The 23,552-nt window shown below is 63.1% G+C and carries 22 protein-coding genes and 3 pseudogenes; 16 read left to right on the top strand and 9 right to left on the bottom strand.

Going from position 1 to position 23,552, the window contains the following annotated elements; genetic code table 11:
* Positions 1–90: 90 nt before the first annotated feature.
* Positions 91–1,296, bottom strand: a complete 1,206-nt coding sequence (locus ACX5I6_RS05270; RefSeq protein ID WP_461839726.1) for a CaiB/BaiF CoA transferase family protein — start codon at positions 1,294–1,296, stop codon at positions 91–93.
* Positions 1,293–2,243, bottom strand: a complete 951-nt coding sequence (locus ACX5I6_RS05265) for a hydroxymethylglutaryl-CoA lyase (protein ID WP_461839725.1) — start codon at positions 2,241–2,243, stop codon at positions 1,293–1,295. Before ACX5I6_RS05265 ends, ACX5I6_RS05270 begins: the two co-directional genes overlap by 4 nt.
* Before the next feature lie 310 nt (positions 2,244–2,553).
* Here ACX5I6_RS05265 and ACX5I6_RS05260 point away from each other — a divergent pair, with 310 nt between their 5' ends.
* The 10 genes and pseudogenes from ACX5I6_RS05260 to ACX5I6_RS05215 all read left to right on the top strand — a co-directional run bounded on the left by ACX5I6_RS05260 (position 2,554) and on the right by ACX5I6_RS05215 (position 11,147).
* Positions 2,554–3,423, top strand: coding sequence for an SMP-30/gluconolactonase/LRE family protein (locus tag ACX5I6_RS05260; RefSeq protein WP_461839724.1), 870 nt, complete (start codon positions 2,554–2,556; stop codon positions 3,421–3,423).
* A gap of 49 nt (positions 3,424–3,472) precedes the next feature.
* Positions 3,473–4,226 (top strand): annotated as a pseudogene (locus ACX5I6_RS05255) (amino acid ABC transporter ATP-binding protein).
* An 11-nt stretch (positions 4,227–4,237) separates the two neighbouring features.
* The gene (locus tag ACX5I6_RS05250) at positions 4,238–5,125 is read left to right on the top strand and encodes a glutamate ABC transporter substrate-binding protein (RefSeq protein WP_461839723.1); all 888 of its coding nucleotides are present in this window, start codon (positions 4,238–4,240) and stop codon (positions 5,123–5,125) included.
* Positions 5,126–5,174: 49 nt separating this feature from the next.
* Positions 5,175–5,822, top strand: a complete 648-nt coding sequence (locus ACX5I6_RS05245) for an amino acid ABC transporter permease (protein ID WP_461839722.1) — start codon at positions 5,175–5,177, stop codon at positions 5,820–5,822.
* Positions 5,819–6,631 carry an amino acid ABC transporter permease gene (locus ACX5I6_RS05240; protein ID WP_461839721.1) on the top strand — a complete coding sequence of 271 codons (813 nt, stop codon included), beginning with the start codon at positions 5,819–5,821 and terminating at the stop codon, positions 6,629–6,631. Before ACX5I6_RS05245 ends, ACX5I6_RS05240 begins: the two co-directional genes overlap by 4 nt.
* Positions 6,632–6,696: 65 nt before the next feature.
* A complete protein-coding gene (locus ACX5I6_RS05235; RefSeq protein WP_461839720.1) occupies positions 6,697–7,242 on the top strand; it encodes a gamma carbonic anhydrase family protein in 546 nt (181 codons plus the stop codon).
* 90 nt (positions 7,243–7,332) lie between these two features.
* Positions 7,333–8,523, top strand: coding sequence for an MFS transporter (locus ACX5I6_RS05230; RefSeq protein WP_461839719.1), 1,191 nt, complete (start codon positions 7,333–7,335; stop codon positions 8,521–8,523).
* A gap of 231 nt (positions 8,524–8,754) precedes the next feature.
* On the top strand, positions 8,755–8,988 hold the full coding sequence (locus ACX5I6_RS05225; protein WP_461839718.1) for a hypothetical protein: 234 nt from the start codon (positions 8,755–8,757) through the stop codon (positions 8,986–8,988).
* 134 nt (positions 8,989–9,122) lie between these two features.
* Positions 9,123–9,938 (top strand): annotated as a pseudogene (locus ACX5I6_RS05220) (IS256 family transposase); the annotation flags it as partial.
* 159 nt (positions 9,939–10,097) lie between these two features.
* On the top strand, positions 10,098–11,147 hold the full coding sequence (locus ACX5I6_RS05215; protein WP_461839717.1) for a LacI family DNA-binding transcriptional regulator: 1,050 nt from the start codon (positions 10,098–10,100) through the stop codon (positions 11,145–11,147).
* Here ACX5I6_RS05215 and ACX5I6_RS05210 read toward each other — a convergent pair.
* The 5 genes from ACX5I6_RS05210 to ACX5I6_RS05190 all read right to left on the bottom strand — a co-directional run bounded on the left by ACX5I6_RS05210 (position 11,144) and on the right by ACX5I6_RS05190 (position 18,452).
* Positions 11,144–13,726 (bottom strand): family 78 glycoside hydrolase catalytic domain, encoded by a 2,583-nt coding sequence (locus ACX5I6_RS05210; RefSeq protein ID WP_461839716.1) that lies wholly within the window; start codon positions 13,724–13,726, stop codon positions 11,144–11,146. The two genes, ACX5I6_RS05215 and ACX5I6_RS05210, sit on opposite strands and share 4 nt — an antisense overlap.
* Before the next feature lie 84 nt (positions 13,727–13,810).
* On the bottom strand, positions 13,811–14,716 hold the full coding sequence (locus ACX5I6_RS05205) for a carbohydrate ABC transporter permease (RefSeq protein ID WP_461839715.1): 906 nt from the start codon (positions 14,714–14,716) through the stop codon (positions 13,811–13,813).
* A gap of 6 nt (positions 14,717–14,722) precedes the next feature.
* Positions 14,723–15,607 carry a carbohydrate ABC transporter permease gene (locus tag ACX5I6_RS05200; RefSeq protein WP_461839714.1) on the bottom strand — a complete coding sequence of 295 codons (885 nt, stop codon included), beginning with the start codon at positions 15,605–15,607 and terminating at the stop codon, positions 14,723–14,725.
* 72 nt (positions 15,608–15,679) lie between these two features.
* Positions 15,680–16,933 carry an ABC transporter substrate-binding protein gene (locus ACX5I6_RS05195; protein WP_461839713.1) on the bottom strand — a complete coding sequence of 418 codons (1,254 nt, stop codon included), beginning with the start codon at positions 16,931–16,933 and terminating at the stop codon, positions 15,680–15,682.
* A 928-nt stretch (positions 16,934–17,861) separates the two neighbouring features.
* On the bottom strand, positions 17,862–18,452 hold the full coding sequence (locus ACX5I6_RS05190) for a TetR/AcrR family transcriptional regulator (protein WP_461839712.1): 591 nt from the start codon (positions 18,450–18,452) through the stop codon (positions 17,862–17,864).
* A gap of 118 nt (positions 18,453–18,570) precedes the next feature.
* On the opposite strand from ACX5I6_RS05190, the gene ACX5I6_RS05185 reads away from it, so the two are divergent.
* On the top strand, positions 18,571–19,680 hold the full coding sequence (locus ACX5I6_RS05185; protein ID WP_461839711.1) for an ABC transporter permease: 1,110 nt from the start codon (positions 18,571–18,573) through the stop codon (positions 19,678–19,680).
* Positions 19,681–19,749: 69 nt separating this feature from the next.
* Here the strand turns inward: ACX5I6_RS05185 and ACX5I6_RS05180 are convergent, their stop codons facing one another.
* A complete protein-coding gene (locus tag ACX5I6_RS05180; protein ID WP_285246593.1) occupies positions 19,750–19,929 on the bottom strand; it encodes a hypothetical protein in 180 nt (59 codons plus the stop codon).
* A gap of 372 nt (positions 19,930–20,301) precedes the next feature.
* Between ACX5I6_RS05180 and ACX5I6_RS05175 the strand changes: the two genes are divergently transcribed.
* From ACX5I6_RS05175 to ACX5I6_RS05165, 3 genes are all read left to right on the top strand, one after another.
* The gene (locus ACX5I6_RS05175) at positions 20,302–20,706 is read left to right on the top strand and encodes a hypothetical protein (RefSeq protein ID WP_461839710.1); all 405 of its coding nucleotides are present in this window, start codon (positions 20,302–20,304) and stop codon (positions 20,704–20,706) included.
* Between the two features lie 158 nt (positions 20,707–20,864).
* On the top strand, positions 20,865–21,614 hold the full coding sequence (locus ACX5I6_RS05170) for a hypothetical protein (RefSeq protein WP_285318870.1): 750 nt from the start codon (positions 20,865–20,867) through the stop codon (positions 21,612–21,614).
* A 33-nt stretch (positions 21,615–21,647) separates the two neighbouring features.
* Positions 21,648–22,370 (top strand): class F sortase, encoded by a 723-nt coding sequence (locus tag ACX5I6_RS05165; RefSeq protein ID WP_285318872.1) that lies wholly within the window; start codon positions 21,648–21,650, stop codon positions 22,368–22,370.
* A gap of 20 nt (positions 22,371–22,390) precedes the next feature.
* On the opposite strand, the gene ACX5I6_RS05160 is transcribed toward ACX5I6_RS05165, so the two are convergent.
* Positions 22,391–22,699, bottom strand: a complete 309-nt coding sequence (locus ACX5I6_RS05160; RefSeq protein ID WP_461839709.1) for a hypothetical protein — start codon at positions 22,697–22,699, stop codon at positions 22,391–22,393.
* Between ACX5I6_RS05160 and ACX5I6_RS05155 the strand changes: the two genes are divergently transcribed.
* Entirely contained in the window at positions 22,686–22,925 is a 240-nt protein-coding gene (locus ACX5I6_RS05155) for a cupredoxin domain-containing protein (RefSeq protein WP_285246588.1), read from the top strand. The two genes, ACX5I6_RS05160 and ACX5I6_RS05155, sit on opposite strands and share 14 nt — an antisense overlap.
* 73 nt (positions 22,926–22,998) lie before the next feature.
* A pseudogene (locus ACX5I6_RS05150) lies at positions 22,999–23,528 on the top strand (YbhB/YbcL family Raf kinase inhibitor-like protein).
* Positions 23,529–23,552 lie beyond the last annotated feature (24 nt).

The raw sequence follows: 23,552 nt of genomic DNA, 5'->3' as shown, positions 1-23,552 counted from the left end.
TAGCCCTGCGGCTGAGATGAGTAAGGGGTGCCGGGAGGCTGGTTAAGCTTCCCGGCACCCCTTACTGAGTTGGTGTTGGTGCGTTGATCCTCAGACGCGGGTGATGGCGTCTGCAGGCAGGGAGATGGTCCCGGCGTCGAGGAGTCTGTCGATCTCGTCAGGACCGTACCCGAGGGCCTGTGCGATGTCGGCGCTGTGTTCGCCGGGCTGCGGCAGGTCAAGCCGGACGCCGAGGCGTTGACCGTCCATCTCGATGGGCAGGGCCGGCAGGGGCAGTTTCCGTCCGTTTGGCAGCGTTACTTCCGGCATGGCGCCGGGCTGTGCGAGGTGGGGGTCGTCGAAGAGGTCTTCGGGTTTCTGCAGCGGGGCGAACGGCAGGCTGGCCTTTTCGCAAAGTTCGGCCGCTTCTGCCCGGGTGAGCTCGGCAAGCCGGGCACGGACGACCGGGATGACCCTGTCGCGGGCGGCCACACGTCCTGGGTTGGTGGCCAGGGTGCTGTCGGCGGCAAGCTCGGGCAGGTCGAAGGCGGTGCAGAAGGCGCGCCAGTTTGTGTCGCTGACGACGCCGATGAAGATTTTCTCGTCTTTGGTGTCGAAGACTTCATAGATGGCCCAGGCCGAGAGGCGTGCCGGCATTGGAGAAGCGGGGACACCGGTAACACCGTACTGGGCCATGTGCTGTCCGACGAGGAAGGCGTTGTTCTCGAACAGGGAGCTGCGTACGAGCTGTCCGCGGCCGGTGCGTTGGCGTTCGATCAGGGCGGCCATTACGGCCATGGCCCCGAACAGCCCGCCCATGATGTCGTTGACCGAGGTCCCGGCGCGGAGCGGCTGGCCTGGGTTGCCGGTCATGTAGGCGAGCCCGCCCATCATCTGGACTACTTCATCGAGCGCTGCCCGGTGCTCGTAGGGACCTTGGAGGAAACCCTTCATGGAGAGGTAGATCAGTCCGGGGTTGTCCTGGCTGAGGCGTTCGTAGCCGAGTCCCATGGCTTCCAGCCCGCCGGGCCGGAAGTTTTCTGTGACGACGTCGGCTTCGGCGATCAGCCGCCGGACCAGGTCCAGGCCTTCCTCGCTTTTGAGGTTCACGGCGAGGCTCTTTTTGTTGCGGTTGAACATCGGGAAGTAGCCTGCCCCGGAGCCGGGCAGGGAGCGGGTCTTGTCCCCCTCTCCGACCGGTTCGATTTTCACGACGTCAGCGCCGAGATCAGCCAGGGCCAGCCCGGACGTTGGCCCCATGACCATGTGGGAGAACTCGACGACCTTGATCCCGGCCAGGGGCAGTTCCCGGTTCATCGGGCTGCTACCTGGTCAGCGGCGTAGGCGAAGCCCTTGTGCACGCCGGCGTCCGGTACGTGCCCGTACAAGGGCTCCCCGGGAAGGCCTTCGGCGACGATGGCACGGGCCGCGATCAAGCGGTCGAGGTCAACGCCGGTGCGCAGGCCCATGGCCTCAAGGAGGTAGACCAGGTCTTCGGTCACGATGTTTCCGCTGGCGCCGGGGGCGTAGGGGCACCCGCCGAGGCCTCCGTGGGAGGAATCGAACACCCGCACTCCCGCGTCGAGGCCGGCAACAACGTTGGCCAGACCCTGACCGCGGGTGTTGTGGAGGTGGGCGCCGCCGGCCTTGTCGCCGAGTTCGCTGCGCAGGCGCGTGAACATCCGGCGCACCTGGGCGGGGTTGGCCATGCCGGTTGTGTCAGAGAGCCCGACGCTTTGGGCTCCGGCCTCGGCGCACTGCACTGCCAGGTCGATGACCCAGTCCTCGGAGACGTTTCCTTCCATGGTGCAGCCGAAGGCTGTGGAGATGCCTACCTCGACGCTTGTCGCTGCCGGCTGGGATGCGAGCAGTTCGGCGACGAGCTTGACTTGGCCGACCGCTTCTTCGGGTGTCATGCCGATGTTTGCCTGGCTGTGTTCGCGCGATGCCGATACCGGCATGGACAACGCCCTGGTGCCTGCAGCCACGGCGTTCTGCGCCCCGCGCAGGTTCGGAACCAGAGCGAGCACGTTCAGGTTTTCAATGGTTTGGGCGTGCTCCACCACCAGAGCGGCATCGGCCATCTGGGGCAGCCGCTTCGGGGAGACGAATGATCCAACCTCAATCTCCCGCAATCCGGCGTCGGCGAGGGCATCAATCCATCGGAACTTCAGCTCCGTGGCCATGGTCCGGTCCACACTCTGCAGCCCGTCGCGGGGGCCCACTTCGCTGACCAGTACATCAATCTCATCCAGTTGTGACATCGCTCGGCGCCTTCTCTTTCTATCTAATAGAACTCGTGTCTATCTGATAGAAACTTTAGACCCGGAAGGCGGGCGGGTCAATACATTCAGTGGCACCGTCAGGAGCTTGACGTGGATCACATGCTGAGCCTATGGTCTTCTATCTGATGAACAACAGTTCTATCTGACAGAAAGAGAATGTGAGCATGATGAACACTGAAGGAGCTAGGAACCGCTGCTGTTTCCGAAGCGCCAATACCCACCACAGGGCAAAGCGGCGAGGGGATGTTGTACGCCGATGAACCTCAGCGGCCACATCAAGACACGTCAGATGGAAGTGTTCAGTTCCATGCCGGACGCCCTGCGTGCACCCCGTGAATCCTCTGCGTGGGCCAAGGCCAATAAACCTGGGCATGTCGTCGACGCGTTCATCGAAGGCCCCACGTTCCTTCCGGACGGACGCCTGGCCATCACGGATATCCCGTTCGGCCGGATCCTGACCGTCACCCCCGGGGGTGACTGGGAAGTCATCGCCGACTATGACGGTGAACCCAACGGCATGGTCCTGGATATCGATGGCAGCCTCGTCATCGCCGACTACGCACGGGGGCTCCTCCGGCTGCACGTTGCAACGGGTGCAGTAGAAGCTGTTCTTCCCCGCCGCAACGGCGAGGGATTCAAAGGGTTGAACGATGTAATCCGCGCTCCCGACGGGGAACTGTATTTCACCGACCAGGGGCAGACAGGACTGCACGACCAAACAGGCCGGGTGTACCGTCTGTGCGATGGACGCCTTGATGCGCTGCTCGGCAACGGCATCAGCCCGAACGGGCTGGCGCTCACACCCGACGGGCAGGTGCTGTTCGTCGCGATGACCCGCGACAACAGCGTGTGGCGCATCCCGTTGCTCACGGATGGCGGAGTGGCCAAGGTGGGCCGCTTCTGCCAGTTGTTCGGTGCCAGCGGACCCGACGGCATGGCGATGACCGTTGCCGGTGAGCTGCTGGTAGCCCACGCTTCGCTGGGTTCGGTGTTCCGCTACGCACCCAACGGAGAGCTCATCGAACGCCTCGCCTCGCCGGTCGGTTCCACGGTCACCAACCTGACCTTTGACCCGTCCGATCCCCACCGCCTCGTGGCCACGGAATCCTCCAGTAACACCGTGCTGACCACCACCCTCGACGTCGCCGGCGTTGTCTAGGGACTTTTCCTTCGCGGGCACGGGCCCGTCACCAGCAGGAGCAAATAATATGACCACCACCGCTACAGGGCCGATGATTTCGATCCGCGGCGTCAACAAGTACTACGGGCCTCTCCACGTGCTCAAGGACATCAATCTCGACATCGCCCCCGGCGAGGTCGTTGTCGTCCTCGGACCTTCCGGTTCCGGAAAATCCACTCTCTGCCGCACCATCAACCGTCTGGAAACCATCAACAGCGGCGAAATTCTCTTCCAGGGCCGCACGCTACCGGCCGAAGGCAAGGACCTGGCTGCTCTGCGGGCCGAGATCGGCATGGTGTTCCAGTCGTTCAACCTCTTCGCCCACAAAACGATCCGGGAGAACATCACCCTGGCCCCGATCAACATCCTGAAGCAGAAGAAACAAAAGGCCGACGCTAAAGCAGACCGGCTGCTGGATCGGGTCGGCGTCGGACAGCAGGCCGACAAGATGCCCAACCAGCTTCTCCGGCGGACAGCAGCAGCGCGTGGCCATCGCACGGGCACTGGCCATGGGACCCAAGGCGATCCTCTTTGACGAGCCGACCTCGGCCCTCGACCCGGAAATGGTCACCGAAGTACTCGAAGTCATGAAGGAACTGGCCGCCTCCGGCATGACGATGGTCGTGGTCACCCATGAGATGGGCTTCGCACGATCGGCGGCTGACCGCATCGTCTTCATGGATGCCGGAGAGATTGTCGAGGTCGCAACTCCCGAGCGGTTCTTCGCCCGTCCGGAGTCCGAACGCGCCCGTGACTTCCTGTCTAAGATCCTCGTCCACTAGGAGCCTGCCCCATGCGAGCAATCCGCACCGTCACCGCGCCCGCTGTCTTCCTGCTGGCCCTGGCGTTCGTCGCCCTCTTCGGCTCCACCTCCCTGGTCAGCCCCGGCCTTGAAACCCCACCCGCACAATCACCCCAACTCGTCCCCGGCAGCACCCCCGACACCATTGCCAAGCGCGGCGTCCTGCGTGTCGGCGTGAAATTCGACCACCCAGGACTGTCGATGAAGAACCTCCAAGGGACACCGGAGGGCTTCGAAGTCGACATGGTGGAGTACGTCGCCGCGAAAATGGGCCTGTCCAAGGACGCCATCGAATGGACCGAAGTCACCTCGGCCAACCGCGAGCAGTTGGTGAACCAAGGCAAAGTCGACATGATTGTCGCCACGCTCACCATGACCGAGAAGCGCATGAAGATCATCGACTTCGCCGGGCCATACCTGGACATCACCCAAGACCTCATCGTGCCCATGGGCAACCCGCAAGGGATCAAGTCCCCTTCCGATCCGGCCGGTATCTCGGTCTGCTCGACCCTGGGCGGAGCCGTCTCCCAGGCCACCCGCAAGGCCTACCCCGACGTCAAACTCATCGAGTTCGACAACTCGGCCAAATGCATCGACGCCATCAAGACGGGTGCCGTGGACGCCTTCGCCACCCAAAGTGCGATCGGTGCCGGTTACGTTTCCAAAGACAAGGAATACCTCGAAATGCTCGGCAACCCCTACGGCCCCGAAAAATGGGGCATCGGGCTGAAAAAGGGCGACCCCACCCTGTGCTCCTTCATCAATGAACAGCTGGCATCCTTCGAATCCGACGGCTCCTACTCCGAAGCCTGGGACAAATCCATCGGCCAGTACTCCAAAGAACCGGCCGCCCTGCCCGAGCTGGTGAAGTGCCAGTGAGCATCCCCCAGCCCATCCCCACCCGACCCCACAGCCAAAGGAGCCTCCCGTGGACGTCGTGCTGAACAATATGGACCTCCTGCTGCAAGGGTTTGCTGTCAGCCTGCAACTGATTGGCCTGTCGACGGTATTCGCGTTCGCCGGCGGCTGCATCCTCGCAATGATGCGCATATCTCCCGTGCCGCTGCTGCAGAAACTCGCTACCGGATACACCGAAACCTTCCGGAACGTGCCCACCGCGGTGATCCTCTTCTTCACCCTCTTCGCACTCCCCCAGGTCGGACTTCAGCTCTCATTCTTCGGAGCTGCCGTCGTAGGTCTGTCCATCTACTACGCAGCGTTCTTCGCCGAATCAGTCCGCTCCGGCATCAACTCCATTCCCACCGGACAGTTCGAAGCGGCCCGGGCCGTCGGCATGCCCTTCGGCCTGACCGTCCGCCTCGTGGTACTCCCGCAGGCCCTGCGCGCTGTTGTGCCGCCGCTGATCAACAACTTCATCGCCCTGACCAAGAGTTCCGCCATTGCCAGCGCCTTCGGCGTAGGTGAGCTCCTGACATCGGCCGACCAACTGATCCCGGCCAACCCCGATGCAGTCATGTTCATCCTTACCGCTGTGGCCCTGTTCTACCTTGCCATCACGATCCCCGCCGGACTCTTCTCACACTTCCTCGAACGAAAGGTGGCGATGACCAAATGAGCGCCCCCGCCATGTATGACGTGATGGGACCGCAGGCCGAACGCCGCGTCCGCCGCTTCACAGCCACCGGCGCTGTAATCGCCGCTGCCATCGCCGCCCTCGCCCTCTGGCAACTGGGCGCCCACGGACTGCTTCGCTGGGAAGTATGGTCCATCCTGACCAACCGCGACTTCGCACGGCTCATGTTCGACGGCGCCTGGGCCACCCTCCAGGTGGCGCTGATCGCCATCGTCCTGTCATTCGCAGGTGGCCTCGGACTCGCACTGTGCGCCCTGTCCGACTCCAAGGTTCTGTACTACATCACCAAGGTCTGGATCGAGATCTTCCGCGGTGTCCCGCTGCTGGTGCTGGTCTTCTTCCTCTACCTCGGCCTGCCCGCCGTCGGTATCGTCCTGAACCCCTTCTGGTCCCTGATCCTGGCAATCGCGCTGTACAACAGCGCCGTCATGTGCGAGATCCTCCGCTCCGGCGTCAACGCTCTCCCGCGCGGCCAATCCGAAGCCGCCTACGCCCTCGGATTCCGCAAATCCCAGGTCCTGGCCAAGGTCGTCCTGCCCCAGGCGATCAAAATCATGCTGCCCGCACTCGTGAGCCAAATGGTCATCGTCCTCAAAGAAAGCTCCCTCGGCTTCGTCATCGGCTACGGCGAACTCCTGCGCAACGGACGCATCACCGTGGACTACTCCGGCACCATCCACGCCATCCCTGTGTACATCACCATCGCGCTGATCTACCTCTCCATCAACATCCTGCTCTCCAAAATCGCCCGCGAAATCCAACGCCGAAACTCCCGCGAAGCCACATCCTAAACGGAAACCACGCAACCTTCAGGCCCGTCTGCCACGGGTGCTGAAACCATTTGAAGGGAAAGCCATTGCCCGCCACCATCCTGACCATTAGGGACCGGACCCCCGCCATCGCCCCCGAGGCCTGGATCGCACCAACCGCCGCCGTCATCGGCGACGTCACGCTGGGTCCCCACACCGGGATCTTCTACGGAGCCGTTCTCAGAGCAGACATGGAATCCATCACCATCGCGGAGGGAACCAACGTCCAGGACACCGCGGTCATCCACGCAGACCCAGGATTCCCTGCACGAATCGGACGGAACGTGAGCATCGGCCACGGGGCCGTTCTTCACGGCTGCACCGTTGGGGACGGGTCCCTGATCGGCATGAACGCCACCGTGCTCAACGGAGCCGACATCGGCGCAGGGTCCCTCGTGGCAGCCAACGCGCTCGTCCTTGAAGGCACCCAGATCCCTGCAGGATCCCTCGTCGCCGGAGTTCCCGCTAAAGTGCGGCGGGCCCTGACCGCCGAGGAGATCGCCCACTGCACCGCCAATGCCCGCACCTACCAACGGCTGAAAACAGAACACGCGGACGCGCTGGACCTGAACTCTGCGCCGGAAACCGTTTAGGCATGCCCCTGACGGAAACCGCGCCCGAGGAAAAGGAAAAGGAGGAGTCCTCACCCGGGCACCAGCGCCCGGGGAAGGGCGCAGGAGCACATGAAGGATCCCGTGCGGCCGGGCCCATGGCGCGGCCGCATCGCGGCGTTGCTGGGGATCCTGGCGCTGGCCCTCAGTCTGAGGGCCGCTGTCGTCGCCGTTCCTCCCCTGCTCGGCAGCATCGGCCCCGAGCTTGGGTTTGACGCCTTCGGCACCGGCCTGCTGGCCATGCTCGCCCCCGTGGTCTTCGCGGCCGCCGGCATCACCACGCCGTGGCTGATCCGACGGCTGGGTATCAAGACGGTCCTGGTCGCGGCCGTGATACTCGCAGCTGGAGGTCAGGTCGCCCGGGCATTTACGGGTGATGTTCTTTCCTTCCTCTCCTTCTCGGCCGTGACCATGGCTGGCTACGGGATTGGCAACGTGGTGCTGCCGCCGCTGGTCAAAAGGTACTTCCCCGACAGGCTCGGCGCGGTCACGGCCGGCTACGTCACTCTCCTGGCCGTGGGAACAGCCATGAGCCCGCAATTCGCCGTGCCCTTGGCCGAAGCCGTCACCTGGCGCTTCTCCATAGGCTTCTGGAGCCTGGCAAGCCTCGTCGTCTTGGCTCCCTGGGCGGTCCAGCTGATCAAGGACAGCAATGACGCCAGACAGGTGCGTCGTTCGCAGACCCCGGCTTCAGCCGGCACGAACGGAATTCGGCACGGCCAAGAACCGCGGTTGAACCCCTGGCGCTCACCGGTCGGGTGGGGCCTTGCCCTCTTCCTGGCAGGCAATTCAGCCCAAACCTACGTCTACTTCACCTGGCTGCCGCCCTACCTTGCATCACAAGGCATCGATCCTGCCACGGCGGGCAGCGCCCTGGCATACTTCGCAATCCTCGGCCTGCCCGTGAGCCTCCTGGTACCGCTCTGGGTCCCCCGGCTAAGAAACCCCGTCCTGGCAGTGCTGCTGTTTACGGTCTGCTGGATCGCAGGCCACACCGGGCTGTACCTGCTGCCGCAGGAGAACACCCTGCTCTGGGTCACGTTCGCCGGACTCGGCCAAGGGACCTTCGCCACAGCGCTGCTCATGATGAACCTGCGTTCCAGGACCACACACGGATCCGCGATGCTCTCAGGCTTCAGCCAAGGCATCGGATACTTCGGGGCCGCCCTGGTGCCCATGCTTTTCGGAGTAGTCCACGACGCGACCGGCACCGGGGGGCTTCCTTCGGCATGCTTGGCCTGTGCATCGTGGCGATGCTCATAGGAGCCACCATAATCAACGGACCACGCCGGATCGAAGATCCGAGGAGCACACAGACACATACGCTGTACTCCCGGACGCCACCGAAACCGGAACGCCGGGCGGTGCGGCAACAACAAACAGCAGACGCGGCAGGATCGAACCTGGACCGGACCCTATAAAGCTCCTGACAGGGGCGCGGGGACCCCGCCAGCAGGACAGGACCACCCCACCACATCAACAAAGGAAAGACCCATGACAGCCCAGACCGCAGCAATGTCACCCGCCGAGCATTTCCAACGCGTCCTCAACTGGTGCCAACTCTCACGCACCGAAGAAGTAACCGTCCACCGGCCGAACCAAAACATGATCACCGGCCGCATCGACATGGTGGCCCTGGACGGAAGCGTCTTCTGGATCATCCTCGATGACGGAAAAGGACGCACCATGATCCACCGGAACGACAACGCGAAGGTCTACCGCGCATAGCCCCAAGCCCTGACCCCCAACACGGTCGTCCTACGGATGCGCTTTGGGACTGTAAGAAAAACGGTGTGTGAGGGTCCGGCCTGATCCGAAAGGAGACGGCCGTGTCAGAGCCCACGACCGAGATGACAGGGGTGATGATCGATCCTGTGACGGGAGAGATCATCGATCAGAAGGAGCTTGCGGAGCGGTTGCTCACGCAGGCCAACGAGCAGGGCGTGAGCCTGGTGGGCCCGGGCGGGCTGCTGAACCAGCTTACGAGGAATGTGCTGGAGACCGCGCTGGAAGCGGAACTGACCGAGCACCTGGGCCACGAGCATGGCCAGACGCCTGTCGGCGCTAACATGCGGAACGGCACGAGGTCCAAGACCGTGCTGACTGAGATCGGCCCGGTCGAGATTGAGGTGCCCCGGGATCGGGACGGGTCGTTCGAGCCGGTAATCGTGCCCAAGCGGAAACGGCGTCTGGACGGGATCGACCAGATCGTCCTCTCGCTGTCCGCACGGGGGCTGACGACCGGGGAGATCGCGGCGCACTTCGAGGAGGTTTACGGGGCCAAGGTCTCTAAGGACACCATCAGCCGCATCACGGAGAAAGTCGCCGAGGAACTGGCCGAATGGTCGGCCCGGCCTTTGGATCCGGTCTATCCGGTGCTGTTCGTTGATGCGGTCGTGGTCAAGGTCCGTGACGGGCAGGTGCGCAATACCCCGTTCTATGTCGTCATGGGCGTGACCGTGAACGGGGATCGGGAGATTCTGGGGATCTGGGCCGGCGACGGCGGCGAGGGTGCCCGGTTCTGGCTGCAGGTCTTCTCGGAGCTGAAGAACCGGGGCGTGGAGGATGTGTTGATCGCTGTTTGCGATGGGCTCAAGGGCTTGCCGGAGGCGATCACGACCACGTGGGAGCGGACGGTGGTGCAGCAGTGCATCGTGCACTTGATGTCCCTGCGCTTTCCCGGTGCCTGGCAGGTTGACGCGGTCGCCTGCCGGCGCGGCCTTAGCCGCAGCCGAAACGGCCTTTCATCCATCGATCCTTCTTCCTGGCCCTGCCACCGTCCTTCGGGATGGTGTGAAAAACTGGTTCCTTAGATCAGTCAGGGGAGTATCGAGCACGTGTCGACACATAGCATTGCCGAGGCCTCGGCCGACTCTGCGCCGAGCATGAACGACGTTGCCCGGGTGGCCGGGGTATCTCTGGGAACTGTTTCGAATGTGCTGAATAAGCCAGAGATCGTATCGGAGAAGACCCGGCGTAAGGTGCAGGCTGCCATTGACGAGCTCGGGTTTGTCCGTAATTCGGCGGCACGTTCACTGGCGGCGGGAAGCAGCAGGACCATCGGACTGGTCCTTACTGATGTGGGAAACTCCCTCTTTGTCGACATAGCCCGGGGGGCCGAAAGCGCTGCTGCCGAGCAGGGCCATTCCCTGCTTTTGGCCAACAGTGATGTGGACTTCCAGAAGCAGGAGGGATATCTCGATATCTTTGATGAGGCCCGAGTGGCAGGCATTATCCTTGCCCCGTTGGACGCAGGGCTCGAAGGGGTGGACCGGGTCCGCCGCCACGGACGGAACATTGTTCTCGTCAACTACGCCGGCGGAAGGACGGATTGCTGCAGCGTTCTTGTCGACGAGGAACACGGGGGCTACCTGGCGGCCCGCCACCTGATCGGCCTTGGCCGCCGTCGGCTGGTATTCGCCGGTGGTCCCGATGATCTGCATGCTGTGAACGACCGCCGCAAGGGAGCCATGCGTGCTGCTTCCGAGACCAGGGGCATGGTTTCGCTTGAGGTGATCATGGGGCGGAGCCTGAACAGCCCTGAAGGCCGCCGGATCGCCGGGGACCTGGCAAGCCGTGGCCGGAGCAGGATGCCTGATGGCATCATCGCGCCCTCAGACCAGTTGGCGGCGGGGATCATTCATGAACTCACCGGCACTTACGGCCTGAAAGTCCCGCAGGATATTGCGGTGATTGGCTACGACAACAACCAGTTCGCGACCGAAGGCGCCATTCCCATGTCCACCGTCGGGCAGCCAGGACACGAGATGGGCCGGGTGGCCACTAAGCTCTTGTTGGAGGAAGTGAACCATCCCGGCCAGCACGTGCACCGCAACCTGATGCTGGAGCCGACACTGTTTGCCCGAGCCAGCACACTGGGGCGCTAAGCCACCGTTTCCACCACATAGTTAAACGTTCCCGAGCCGACCTCCAGCGGCTCCTGGCCGGGAAGTTCCACCCTTGCCGTGCAGCCCGTTGGCACCTCGACTTTGACCTCGAGGCCCGCAGCTTTCAGTGTCCAAGTGATCGAGGCTGTTCCATAAGGGGTTTCGTGCCGCGCGGACGCGTGGGTGAGGTTTCCGCCGGGACGTGGTTTGAACAGGATCTTGCGGTACCCGGGCTCAAGCAGGGACATCCCGGCCACTACACGGTGCATCCAATCCGCCACGGCTCCGAGTGCGTAGTGGTTGAAAGAGGTCATGTTGCCGGGGTTGACTGTCCCATCCGGCTGCATGGCGTCCCAGCGTTCCCAGATGGTGGTTCCGCCCTGCTCCACGGCGTAGAGCCAGGATGGGCATCCCTTTTCCATCAGGAGCGCGTAGGCCGCGTCGAGTGCGCCGATGCTGGTCAGGGCATCGGAGATCAGCGGCGTACCGGCGAAACCGGTGGCAATCCTGTTTCCCCCTTCGGCGACCAGCTGCCTAAGCCGCTCTCCCGCCAGGTGCTTCTGGTCTTCGCTGGGGAAGAGGTCGAAAACGATGGCCAGGGCGTAGGCTGTCTGGGCGTCACCGGCGACCGTGCCGGTGGGGTAGATGTACTCATCAGCGAAGGCCTTTGCTACGGCCCGGCCTAGTTCGGTGTAATGCAGTTCGTCTGCGGTGTTGCCGAGAACGCTGGCGGTCTTGCCCAAGTGGAGGGCTGACCAGGCGAAGTAGGCGGTTGCTACGAGGTAGGGATCGGTTTTCGCGGCGGTGGGATCATGTGGAGGAGCTGTGGGGTCCAGCCAGTCACCAAGTTGAAACCCTGTGTTCCACAGGTGTGTCGGGCCTGCCTTGGTATCCATGAGGTCCACCCAGGCTTTGGCACTCTGGTATTGATTCCTGAGGATTTGCGTGTCGCCGAAGCGTTCGTAGAGGGTCCACGGGGTCAGCACAGCCACGTCGCCCCATACGGCGCCGGGTCGGATGGGGGTCCATTCGTCGCCGCCCGGGATTACCGGGACGTACCAGGGGATGGTGCCGTCGGACAGCTGCTCGACGGCGACGTCCTTGAGCCAGGAGCTGAGCATTCCGGAGCAGTCATAGAGGAAGGATGCTGTGGGGGCGAAGACCTGGATGTCGCCGGTCCAGCCCAACCGCTCGTCGCGCTGGGGGCAGTCGGTGGGGATGTCCACAAAGTTGCCTCGCATGCTCCACCGAACGTTTTCGTGAAGCCGGTTCAGGTCCGGGTTGGAGCTTTCGAACCAGCCGGTCCGCTGCATATCCGTGTGGTAGACGCGGGCCACAACATTGTCTTCAATGTCGTCTCCGGTCCAGCCGTCGATTTCGGCGTACCGGAAGCCGTGGATGGTGAACCGCGGCTCCCACGTTTCGGGTCCGTCACCCGCGATGGTGTAGGTGTCGGTGGAGATGGCACGGCGGAGCGGTCGGGTGAACAGTTCGCCGCCCTGAAGCACCTCTGCGTGGCGGAGGGTAACCTGGTCCCCGGGTTTACCCTGGACGGTGATGCGAAGGCGGCCAACCAGGTTCTGGCCGAAATCCACCAGCAACTTGCCAGCGGGGCTTGTGAACACCGAGGCTGGCGACACTTCCTCGGTACAGCGCACGGGAGGGCCGTCCGGGGCCACGAGCGTGGATGGGCCCCGTTCAACTTCGACGACCTGGCTCCAGCCGGCGTCGTCGAAACCGGGCTGGCTCCAGCCGGGCTGAACCTGCCGGGCATCGTAGCTTTCGCCCTCATAAAGCCCGGTGAACCCAATGGGACCGAATGCGGCCTTCCACTGGGTATCGGTACCCACGACGGTGACCGAACCGTCGTCGTGCGTGATGTGGAGCTGGGCCAGCAGGGCGACCTTGTCACCGTAGAGGTTGCGGTAGCCGTCGTGGAAGCCGATGCGCCCCCGGTACCAGCCATCAGCCAACCAGCTTCCGACGGAGTTATCGCCCTGGTGCACGAGTGCTGTCACGTCGTAGGTGTAGTAGCGCAGGCGCTCACCGTAGACGGTCCAGCCGGGTGAGAGGATATCGGTGCCCACGCGGATTCCATTGATTTCCATTTCATACAGGCCATGAGCCGTTACATGAAGCCTGGCCTTGCTGATCGCACGCGGAACCGAGAAATCCCGGCGGAGCAGCGGCGGGCGGCGGTCCGATTCAGGGTCCTCTTTCCAGGCGGGGGCAACGGCTGTTGCCGTCCAATCCTCGGGGGCAAGGAGCCCTGCTTCGACCGTGGAGGGGGCGCTCCAGTCGCTGGCGTCGACGTCGCCCTCGCCCCATACCCGGACACGAACGGTGACTTCCTCCCCGGAGAGCAACGGGGACGAGGGCCAGGGAACCAGAACCGATTCGCCGGAATCGACGCGCGGGCCTACTTCGACAGCGCCCGCACGGGTGGTCTCGATCTGGTACGCGACCGGGGTCCAGCCAGCCGGGGCAGTGGTTTTCCAGGAAATCCGCGGGGTGCTGTTACCAACGCCGATGGCTTCCCGGTAGTGCTCGAAGGTTACCGGATTAGCGGTCGCTGACATGTGTGTTTCTCCTGGAGGTGTTGCAGGCGGATAGGGCCTTGGATTTGGCGGTCATTAGTGGCGCAAAAGGGTCGATGGTGGGATCTAGCCCTTAACGGCGCCGCCGGCGAGGCCCTTCATGACGCGTTGGTTGAGGAAGAGGTACAGGACAAGCGTGCCGAAGACGTTGATGCAGATCGCGGCGAACAGCGGGCCGTACTGCACGGCCCCGAACTCCCCGGTGAAGTTCAGCAGGCCTACCTGGATGGTGTTCAGCTGAGCGTTGTTGGTAAAGGTCAGGGCGATGAGCAGGTCGTTCCAGATGAAGAAGAACTGGACCAGGGCGACGGTGAAGACCGCGTTGCGGACCATGGGGAAGCCGATGGAGAAAAAGGCGCGGATCATGCTGGCGCCGTCCAGGGTCGCTGCCTCGAAGACTTCCCGGGGCACGGCCCGGAAATAGGTGGCCATCATGAATACGGTCAGCGGAAGCCCGGTGGCGGTGTAGGTGATGATCAGGGGCCAGAGGGTTCCGGTCAGCCCAACCTGGAAGTAGGCGGAAAACAGCGGGAGCAGGATCATCTGGCCGGGAACCATGATGCCGGCGAGGAAGGTCAGCAACACGGCATTGCGGCCTTTCCAGACCAGCACTTCGAGGGCGAAGCCGGCCGCGACTCCGAAGAGCACGATGAGGAACAGGGAGGGGATGGTGGCGATAAGGCTGTTGCCGACGTAGGTGGCGAGGTTGCCGGTTGTCCACGCTTCGGCGTAGTTATCGAAGCTGAAGGTTTGCGGAAAGGCCCAGGCGGGGCTGTTGAGGAACTCATCCTGGGTTTTGAAGGAGCCCAGGAAGAGCCAGACCAGGGGAAAGATCTCCACGATCAGCAGCAGGGCCACCAAGAGGTTGATAGGCATGCGTTTGAGGACTTTGAGGTTTTGGGCGCGGCGGCGTGAGGCCGGGACCTCTCGGCTCGTGTTGATGCGGGCGGGAGACGTAACAGGAGCGGTCATCGTCGGTCAGTCCTTGGTGAGGTCACGTCGTGAGGAGCGGAAGATGAAGAGCGTGACGATAAGGCACAGAATCGTCAGCAGCAGGGCGATGGAGCTGCCGTAGCCGTAGTCCCCGTAGGTGAATGAGGTGCGGAACATGTGCAGGGTCAGCGGCGTTGTGGCACTTCCGGGACCCCCGTTGGTCAACGCCACAATCGAATCGAAGACCTTCAGGGTGCCGTTGATGCTGAAGATGATGGAGGAGAGCAGGACCGGCAGGGACAACGGCAGGATGATGTGACGGATGAGCCGCAGCCCTTGGGCGCCGTCGAGGCGGGCGGATTCCAAGATGTCTTCGGGGATGTCCACGAGCCCCGTGTAGAGGAGGACGGCGTAGAAGCCCATGGATCGCCACAGGTCCATGATGACGATGACCCAGAAGGCCCGGGTTCCGTCGCCGAACCAGTCGATGGAGCCCATGCCAAAGACGTTCAGTGCGGAGTTGACCAGGCCATTCTGCGGTGCGATTTCAAACATTTTCTGGAACAGCAGTGCCACGGCGACAGTGGGCAGCACGACGGGGAAAAACACCAGGGTGCGGATGAGGCTTGAGCCGCGTTTGAGCGCGAAAACGTAGAGCAGGGAGAGCAGGTATCCCAGGAACACCTGCCCTGCGGTGATGATGATGGCGTAGCGGACAGTAAACCAGAGGGCTTCCCCGACGGCGGGGTCGGAGAAGAGTTTTTCGAAGTTGGAGAGCCCGGCAAATGTGAAGCCCGTGATGGCGTTACCGGAGAGGAAGGTGTAGCCGAGGGACCAGAAAACTGGTATCAGCATGGCCAGCGTGTAAACCAGCAGCGCGGGACCGAGCAGGACGACGACAGCCTTCTTGTCTCCCAGGACGTTGTTCATGATGCTTCCTTCATTGCTTGCGTGGGCGGGCAGGAAGCAGGGGCCGGCAGTGCACCGGCCCCTGCGGTCCGGCTACTTCGCAGCCAGGTCGTTCTGGACGAGTTCCATGAACTTCTGCGGCGAGATGCTGCCGGAAGCGAGTCCGGCAGCGTTGGTCTGGCTCGTGGTGGTGGCTTTCGTGCTGAAGAGCGCCTCAAACCACAAAACGCTGTCCTTGGTGCTGTTCACCGTTTCCTGGGTGGACTTCACCAGTGGGTCCAGATTCTCCACCGCAGTGTTGACCTTGAATCCTGAGATAGAGGCCTGGTCCTTCAGGGCAGCGGATCCGTAATTCGTGGCAATGCACTTCAGCCAGGCCGAGGCGTTTTCGTCGTACTTCTTGGCGTTGAAAGTCATTGGCAGCCCGACGTTGGCGGCGTACTGGTTCTCAATGCCCTGACCGCCGGAGACCTTGGGGAACGGCAGGAACCCGATGTTTTCCTCGCCGATCTTGTTGGCTTCCTTCTTTGAGAAGTTGGAAAGGATCCAGCTGCCCATGTAGAACATGCCGGCCTTGCCGGTCAGGAACTGGTTCACGGCGGTGTCGTAATCAATCGAACCGACACCCTCACCGAAGTAGCCCTTGCCGCCAAGATCGGCGACAGCCTGCGCTGCCTTGACGTATTCGGGATCGGTCAGCTTCGCTTCGCCGTCGGCGACCTTCTTCAGCGCGTCAGCGCCGAGATCGCTGAAAAGGTATCCGCTGACGAGACGGGTGAGGGGCCAACCCTGCTTACCGGAAGCGGACAGCGGCTGGACACCCGCGGCCTTGAGCTTCTCGCCCGCAGCCACGAAATCATCCCACGTCTTGGGCGCCTCAATGTTGTTGTCCGCGAAGAGCTTCTTGTTGTACCAGATGCCCTCGACGTTGTACTGGTAGGGCAGGACGTTCACTTTGCCGCCATACAGCGCCTTGATCGTCGATGCAGCTCCGGGAAGGATCGCATCGGACATCTTCAAATCACCTAGGGCCTTCTCGAAGTCCAGGATGTTGCCGGACTTGTCCAGGTCAAGGGTCAGAGCCGGTGCGTTCCCCGCGGCGAACTGCACCGGAAGCGAGTTCTGTCCCGCAAGCAGCTGAAGCTTCTGGTCCAAGCTGGTCTGCGGAACGGTCTCCACCTTCAAGGGAGCCTTTTCATTCTCTGCCTTGCACTGATCCTTGCTCAGCGTCTCCAGCTCACCGCGGATGGTGGTGTTCTCCACATTGGTGAGGTAGGTGAACTCCTTGGAGCCCTGTGCGGTAGCACCGCCACCTCCTGCCCCACATCCGGTAAGCAGCAGAGCCAACGCTCCTGCCGACGCGACCAGTGGAGCAAATACTCGGGCCTTCGGCCGCGACGATACAGAAACCACAGTTCCTCCTTGAAGTGTGCTTCTTTTGAAGCGTTTCAATTACAGTAAGGCGTGACGGCTTTTTGTGTCAACCATCACCTACGTACTTAGCCGGAGGCTTGCAGGGCTTATCGAGCTTTCACGCTATTTTTTCCGCATACTGACTGATTCGTCAGGAATGGAGCGCTTCAACTATCTGGTTCGGTACACGCGCGTAACCGCAGACATCAACGACCGAGGCGGCTATCTCTGAGCTCCCCAAGCTTCCTGACGTGGACGTGCGGCTTGGGTGCTTGAAATTGATCCACGGCAGCCTCATGAAGGTCGGGGCCGTTCTGCGCATGTAGTCGCGGGGTCGGCGGCGGGAAGGGAACCATGGACGGAAGAGGGCCCGCGGGGTCCCTTGCGCTGGCGGCCCTGCCTATCTGAGTGTTCGCGCTCTCTTCGAAACCCGGCAGATCTGCCTACACCCCAACCTGACGTCGGGCAGGAACGAAATATGCGTCTGTATAGGGTCCAATCCGACTCTCTCTGACAGGTCGCCCGCAGAGTCCTAGGCCCTAGTCTGACGATTCGCAAATGGACGGCGGCGCAAACGAAGCTGTAGAACCGCCCGTTAGCAGCTTCTCCGGCTCAGCGCAACGGCACCCTGCAGCGCCCGCACAACTCGCTGGATGGAAACCGCAGGGCCAATGGTCACCGAGGGCGACTGCCGGCTGCGGCTCATGGAGCGGGATGGGACCACCGAGACTGCAACCGATACGACCGGCCGGGCAACCGAACGGCAAGGCTAAGACCCGGCCCAAGGAACTGGACAGACAACAACCGGGGGGCCGTATCCCGAAACCCACGGCACCCCATCCCGGCGACCGCCAGACGTTTCCTAGAGCGCGGCCAAGAGGGTTCGGGCGGAGTCGAGGTATGCCGTTTCGGCGTCCTCTCCGGCCAGGGCGGACTGGATGGCGCAGCCCTGGATCAGGCCCATGACTGCCGGGGCGAGGCGGCGGGCCTGTAATTCCGCGTCTTCGGAGGGGCGAGCGGCGCGCAGCCACGCCTCCAAATATGTCTCGATGTGCCCCCGAATTTGGGTAAGGATGCTGCGCGCCACCTCTCCAAGGCGCTCGTTGCGGACGGCTTCGCCCCACACCTGGACCGCGACCCCGGGGAAGAAATCCATCTGCATCAGTCCGGCCATGAGCGCCACAATGGCCTGCTCAGGCGGCGGGACTGAGTCCTGCCCGCCAAGCCCCTCCAGCGCTGCCATCCGTTCGGCGAAAAGCCGCCGGCCCGCATCAACAATCAGTTCTTCTTTGCTGCGGTAGTACACGTACACGGCACCGGCCGAAAGGCCCGCTTCCGCGATGATGTCCCCCATCGAGACATTCGAAAAGCCCTTTTCCGCCACGCACTCCAGCGCAGCCTGCTGGATACGCTCACGCATGGCAAGCCGGTGTTCTTCGCTCACCTTCGGCATGGGTACATGCTATGACAAAAGAAAACGAATGATCATTCTTGACGATTCGGCGAGGATGGATCCAGAATGAAGAACGAACATTCTTTTTCACCATTACGCCTCGAGGGGCAGCCACTCCATGTCTACACTCACTGAACGCAGCCAGGCTCCCGGCCACCGGCAGGCCCCCACGCCGGGCACTCACACCCCATGGCCGCACGCGCTGCGCACCGCCTTGCTTGCCGCAGCTGCCGTCTGCATCGTCCTGCTGGCCTTTGCCTGGCCAAGCGTCACCGCAAAGGTCCAGAATCTTCCCATCGCGGCGGTGGGACACCCAGACCAGATTTCCCAGATCACCGCCAAGGCTCCCGCCGGAAGCCTCAACGTACGCACGGCTTCAAGCCGCGATGAGGCTGTCAAGCTCATCGAACAGCGCGAGGTGTACGGCGCGATTGTCCTGGGTGCTTCACCCGAGATCCTGGTCGCCAGTGCAGGCAGCCCGGTCGCATCGCAGGCACTGACCCAGATGGGTGCCCAGATGCAGGCCCAGATCCAGAGCCAGGCCATCGCCAAGCTTCAGGAGGCCCTCACCCAGACGGCAACGAAAGCTCAGGGCGGCCAAACGGGGCAGGCCCAGCAAGGCACACCGGTCACGGTCCCCCAGGTAACTGTGACCGACGTCGTACCACTCTCGCCTGACGACGCGCGCGGCACCGGACTCGCCGTTGCAGGCCTTCCGCTGGCCATGGGCGGCATGATCGGGGGCGTGCTCATTTCCCTCCTCGTCTCGGGGACATGGCGACGACTAGGGGCGACCCTCGCCTACGGCGTTATCGCAGGCGCTGGCCTCGCCGGAATCCTGCAGGCCTGGTTCCACACCCTCCAAGGCAGCTACTGGACGAATGCGGGCGCGATCGGACTGGGAATCGTTGCAACGGCCGCCACCATCGTCGGCCTCAATGCACTCATCGGGCAGGCGGGCATCGCGGTTGGCGCGATCATTACCCTCTTCATCGGCAACCCGCTTTCCTCGCTGACCCAACCCAAGGAGTTCCTCCCCGCACCGTGGGGTGATGTCGGCCAATGGCTGGTCCCCGGCGCCTCCGGGACGCTCCTGCGCGACCTCTCCTACTTCCCCGACGCTGCCACCGCGTTCCCATGGCTCGTACTGGCCGGCTGGGCCGCCACCGGGGCAGTCCTGATCGCCGTTGGCCACTTTCGCAACGCCCCGGCCATCGCCGACATCTAGGACTGCCCATGGCGTCACAAGCCGGGCTCAGTGGTTGCCCCGGGAATGCCGGATACACAACTCGTGCAACTATTCGGAACCGTCGTCCGCTGCTTCAAGGTGCTTGGCCATGGCTTCAACTGCCTGGTTCCACCGTAGGGTAAGAGCTTGCCTGCTCAGTGGTTCGAACATGCCGGTCAGGACTTTCTCCAGCGCATCATAAGCGGCGTCTTTGACGCGTTCCTGAGCCGCCGGGCTGTAATAGTTCATACCAATGATTCGAGACTCCACCCGCGAAGGATGGCCGCCTGCGGCCATCGGCCCGGGACCCGTCCGCGGGGGCAGCGGGCACGAATTATCAGTAGAGAGGGCGATACCGTATCGGCCAAGACCTTTTGGAGGGGTGTTCTCGTGACGCGACGATTAACCCAAGCGCCAGCATCGCCCTCACGCCGTCTTGTGATGACGGTAGTCGCGGCCGTATCGATGTTCGCTTTGGCAGGATGCGGTGCGGGTCCTGGTAACCCCGCGTATGGTCCAGGCACGTCGGCAGCGGCCCCAGCTGTTGCAAGCTCCCCACCAGCAGCAGCGCCGTCCGATATTCCCGCTACGGACGCTGGTGGGCCGTCGGGGGCTGCATTGATGGTCTGCGGCGACGAGACGCGGGGCAACATCAGCCGGATTCTGGCCCTTTCCTCCGCTCCAGGGACCACCGCATCCTGGGCGGATAAAATCTACACCTGCACCTATGCGCTTCCGGCCGGGTCCCTCGTACTCTCTGTCAAAGAAGCAGCGGACCCGGATACCGCCCGCGCTACGTTCCAGGACCAACAGCGGACCACACCGGCTGCCGCCCCAATCGAAGGATTGGCCAACCTCGGATTCCCGGCATTCCAAACGCCCGCCTCCGCCGTCTTCGCGAAGGACAACTTCGTGTTAACCGTGGACGCGGCAGCCCTCCCGGAAACAGTGGGACCAAACCAAGTCACGCGCGCCGCGTTCGCCTACCAGGTGGCGACGACAGTCCTTGCCTGCTGGTCCGAATAGCACCGCATTCCCCGGCAGGAACTCCATGCCCGCCTGGTTGGGACGAGGCGTTTCCCGGCAGTGACCAATCCGTGATCCAGGCCACAACGAATTGCTGAAGTCACAGTCATGGGCGTGCCCATCAGGGGAGCGTTCACTGTCAACGGAGGAAACTCGTCATGAAGAAATCCGCTTTCCTGATTGCCCCGGTCCTGGCCCTGGGCGCCCTCGCGCTCTCCACCAGCCCGGCCCTCGCCGCAGACAACACGATGTACCAGGCAAACCTCGCAGCTATCAACGGCAGCAATGCCTCTGGAACCGTCATGATCACCGTCAACGGCGACCAGGCCACCGTGACCGAGAAGGTTTCCGGCCTCGCTGCGATGTTCAACGGCAGCCCCTACCCGCACGTCCAGCACATCCATATCGGTGCCAAGGGAACCTGCCCGGACATGTCAGCTGATACCAGCAAGGACGGCGTCATCAGTACCACCGAGGGCGCCCCCTTCTACGGCGGGATCGGCACCACCTTGTCCACCAGCGGTGACACCAGCCCTGCTGCCGGAACCGACCTGAAGGTCGCCGGGATGGGTGCCTCCTACACCTATAACCGGACCTTCACTCTGGACGCAAAGACGGCTGATTCGCTCAAGGCCGGGACCGCCGTCGTCGTCGTCCATGGCTTGGATCCGGCAACCCTGCCCGCCGCCGCGCAAAAAGAACCCAGCGATCTGGTCCCGTCCCTGCCGCTGGCCGCTACCTCGCCGGCCCTTTGCGGGACGCTGAAGGCAATGCCTGCCGGAGCCCCGGGCACAGGCCTCGCCACTCCGGCCCCGGCTGGCCCGGACCTGGGACTCCTCGCCGCCGGTGGCGGCCTCTTCCTGGCAGCCGGCGGAGCCTACGCGCTGCGCCGCAAGATGGCAGCCTAAGGGCCGAGAAGCAAAGGGAATTTCAGGGCTCTGATGGGATCTGAAACGAGCAGCCGCCGCGGACGCCTTGTCGCGTCTGCGGCGGCCGCCATGCTCCTGGCCGGCGGCATCACCGCCATCGGCCTGGGCCTGCACGCCGAACCACCCAACCCTTCTCCAACCAGCAGGGTGACGGCTGCAGCACCATCTCCCGACCCAACGATTCAGGCGCCCCCTTCGTCGCAGGCGGCTGTGGATCCGGCAGCGACCGACCCGACCATGCTTCCCGCGCCGCCGGACGCCGCCCTGCCGGCCTCCGTCCCGGTCCGGGTCCAAGTCCCCTCCATCGGGGTCGATGCAGGCCTGATTCCACTGGGCAAGCAAGCGAACGGCGAAATCCAGACCCCGTCCGGTGAACCGGGTTCTCCCGGGGGCTGGTACCAGGACTCACCCACCCCCGGCCAAACGGGGTCCGCGATAATCCTTGGCCACGTGAACGCCACCAACAGCGATGTCGGGCTGTTCTACCGGCTTCACGAAGTCACCCCAGGCCAGGACATCACCATCACCCGCGCAGACCACACAGCTGCCGTGTTCACCGTGGACAAGGTCGATGTCTACCGCAAAGCCACGTTCCCCACGATCGAGGTCTACCAAAACGCGGACCGCCCCGAAGTCCGGCTCATCACATGCGGCGGCTACAACCCCGCTACGAGGGAATACCTGGACAACACCGTCGTATACGCACACCTCACCTCCAGCCACCCCGCATCCTGATGCCTGCACCGCCCGCCCGTTCACGGTCGGCCTCGGTCCCAGGGCTTTCCGATGCCGATCCCGAAGGCCAACTCCATGAAGACCATCAAGACCAGCCAACGCCTCACCCTGACCCTGATAGGCGCAGCGACGATCATTGGGGCCAGCGCGTGCGGAACCGCCAGCGGCACAAGTTCATCGCCGGCGTCGTCAACAGCGGCCGGATCCGCCAGCGCCTCCATGGATCCAGGCATGAACATGGGCTCCTCCCCAGTGGCTTCGGCAACACCGTCGTCAATGGGAGAGGCCAGCAGTACCGCCGGGACAGCGGCTGAGATGACGATCCACATCAAATCATTTGCCTACACCGGCGCGGACAGTGTCCTCGCAGGGTCAACGGTGACGGTGATGAACATGGACAACGTGGCCCACACCGTGACCGCGGACGACGGATCCTTCGACGCAGTCGTCAAAGCCGGGACCAGCACTACCTTCACCGCCCCGGCAAAGCCTGGCACCTACACCTACCACTGCACCTACCACTCCAACATGCACGGAACACTGAACATCAAATGAGCCGCAGCTTGCCCTAGCGCAGGGCCCTAAGCATACTGATGAAACACCACTGAATGAGTGCGACAGGAGACACATGAATCTCGAACAGGACCCCTATTCCCGCCTGCCTCAACTTCCCGAGTTCACGCTGTCCAGCACAGACATTTCCGACGGCGACAAGCTTCCGGTTGCGCAAGCGAGCGGCAAAATGGGAATAGAGGGAGGCAAAGACCAGTCCCCCAGCTCGCCTGGGAAGGATTCCCTCCGGAAACCCGCAGCTTTGCGGTCACCGTATTCGACCCAGACGCTCCCACCGGCAGTGGGTTCTGGCACTGGGCGGCGTTTAATCTTCCGGTATCCACCACATCCCTGCCCTCGGGTGCGGCAGATTCCGGGCTGCCAGCCGGCGCCGTGCAGTTGGCCAACGACGCCGGCATGCGCGGTTTTGTAGGGGCTGCTCCCCCACCCGGCCACGGCGTGCACCACTATCACGTCGTCGTTCACGCCGTTGACGTCGAACACCTGGACATCCCGGCCGATGCCAGTCCCGCCTACCTCGGCTTCAACCTCTTTACCCACGCAATAGCGCGGGCCCGGATAGTGGCAACCTTCGAGCAGCCCTAGCAGGCGGCCTGGCGAACGAAACAG

It is taken from the genome of Arthrobacter sp. MMS24-T111, from assembly GCF_054888995.1.
Note: the sequence above shows the minus strand (reverse complement) of the source record. Positions and strands in the feature narration are given on the sequence as shown.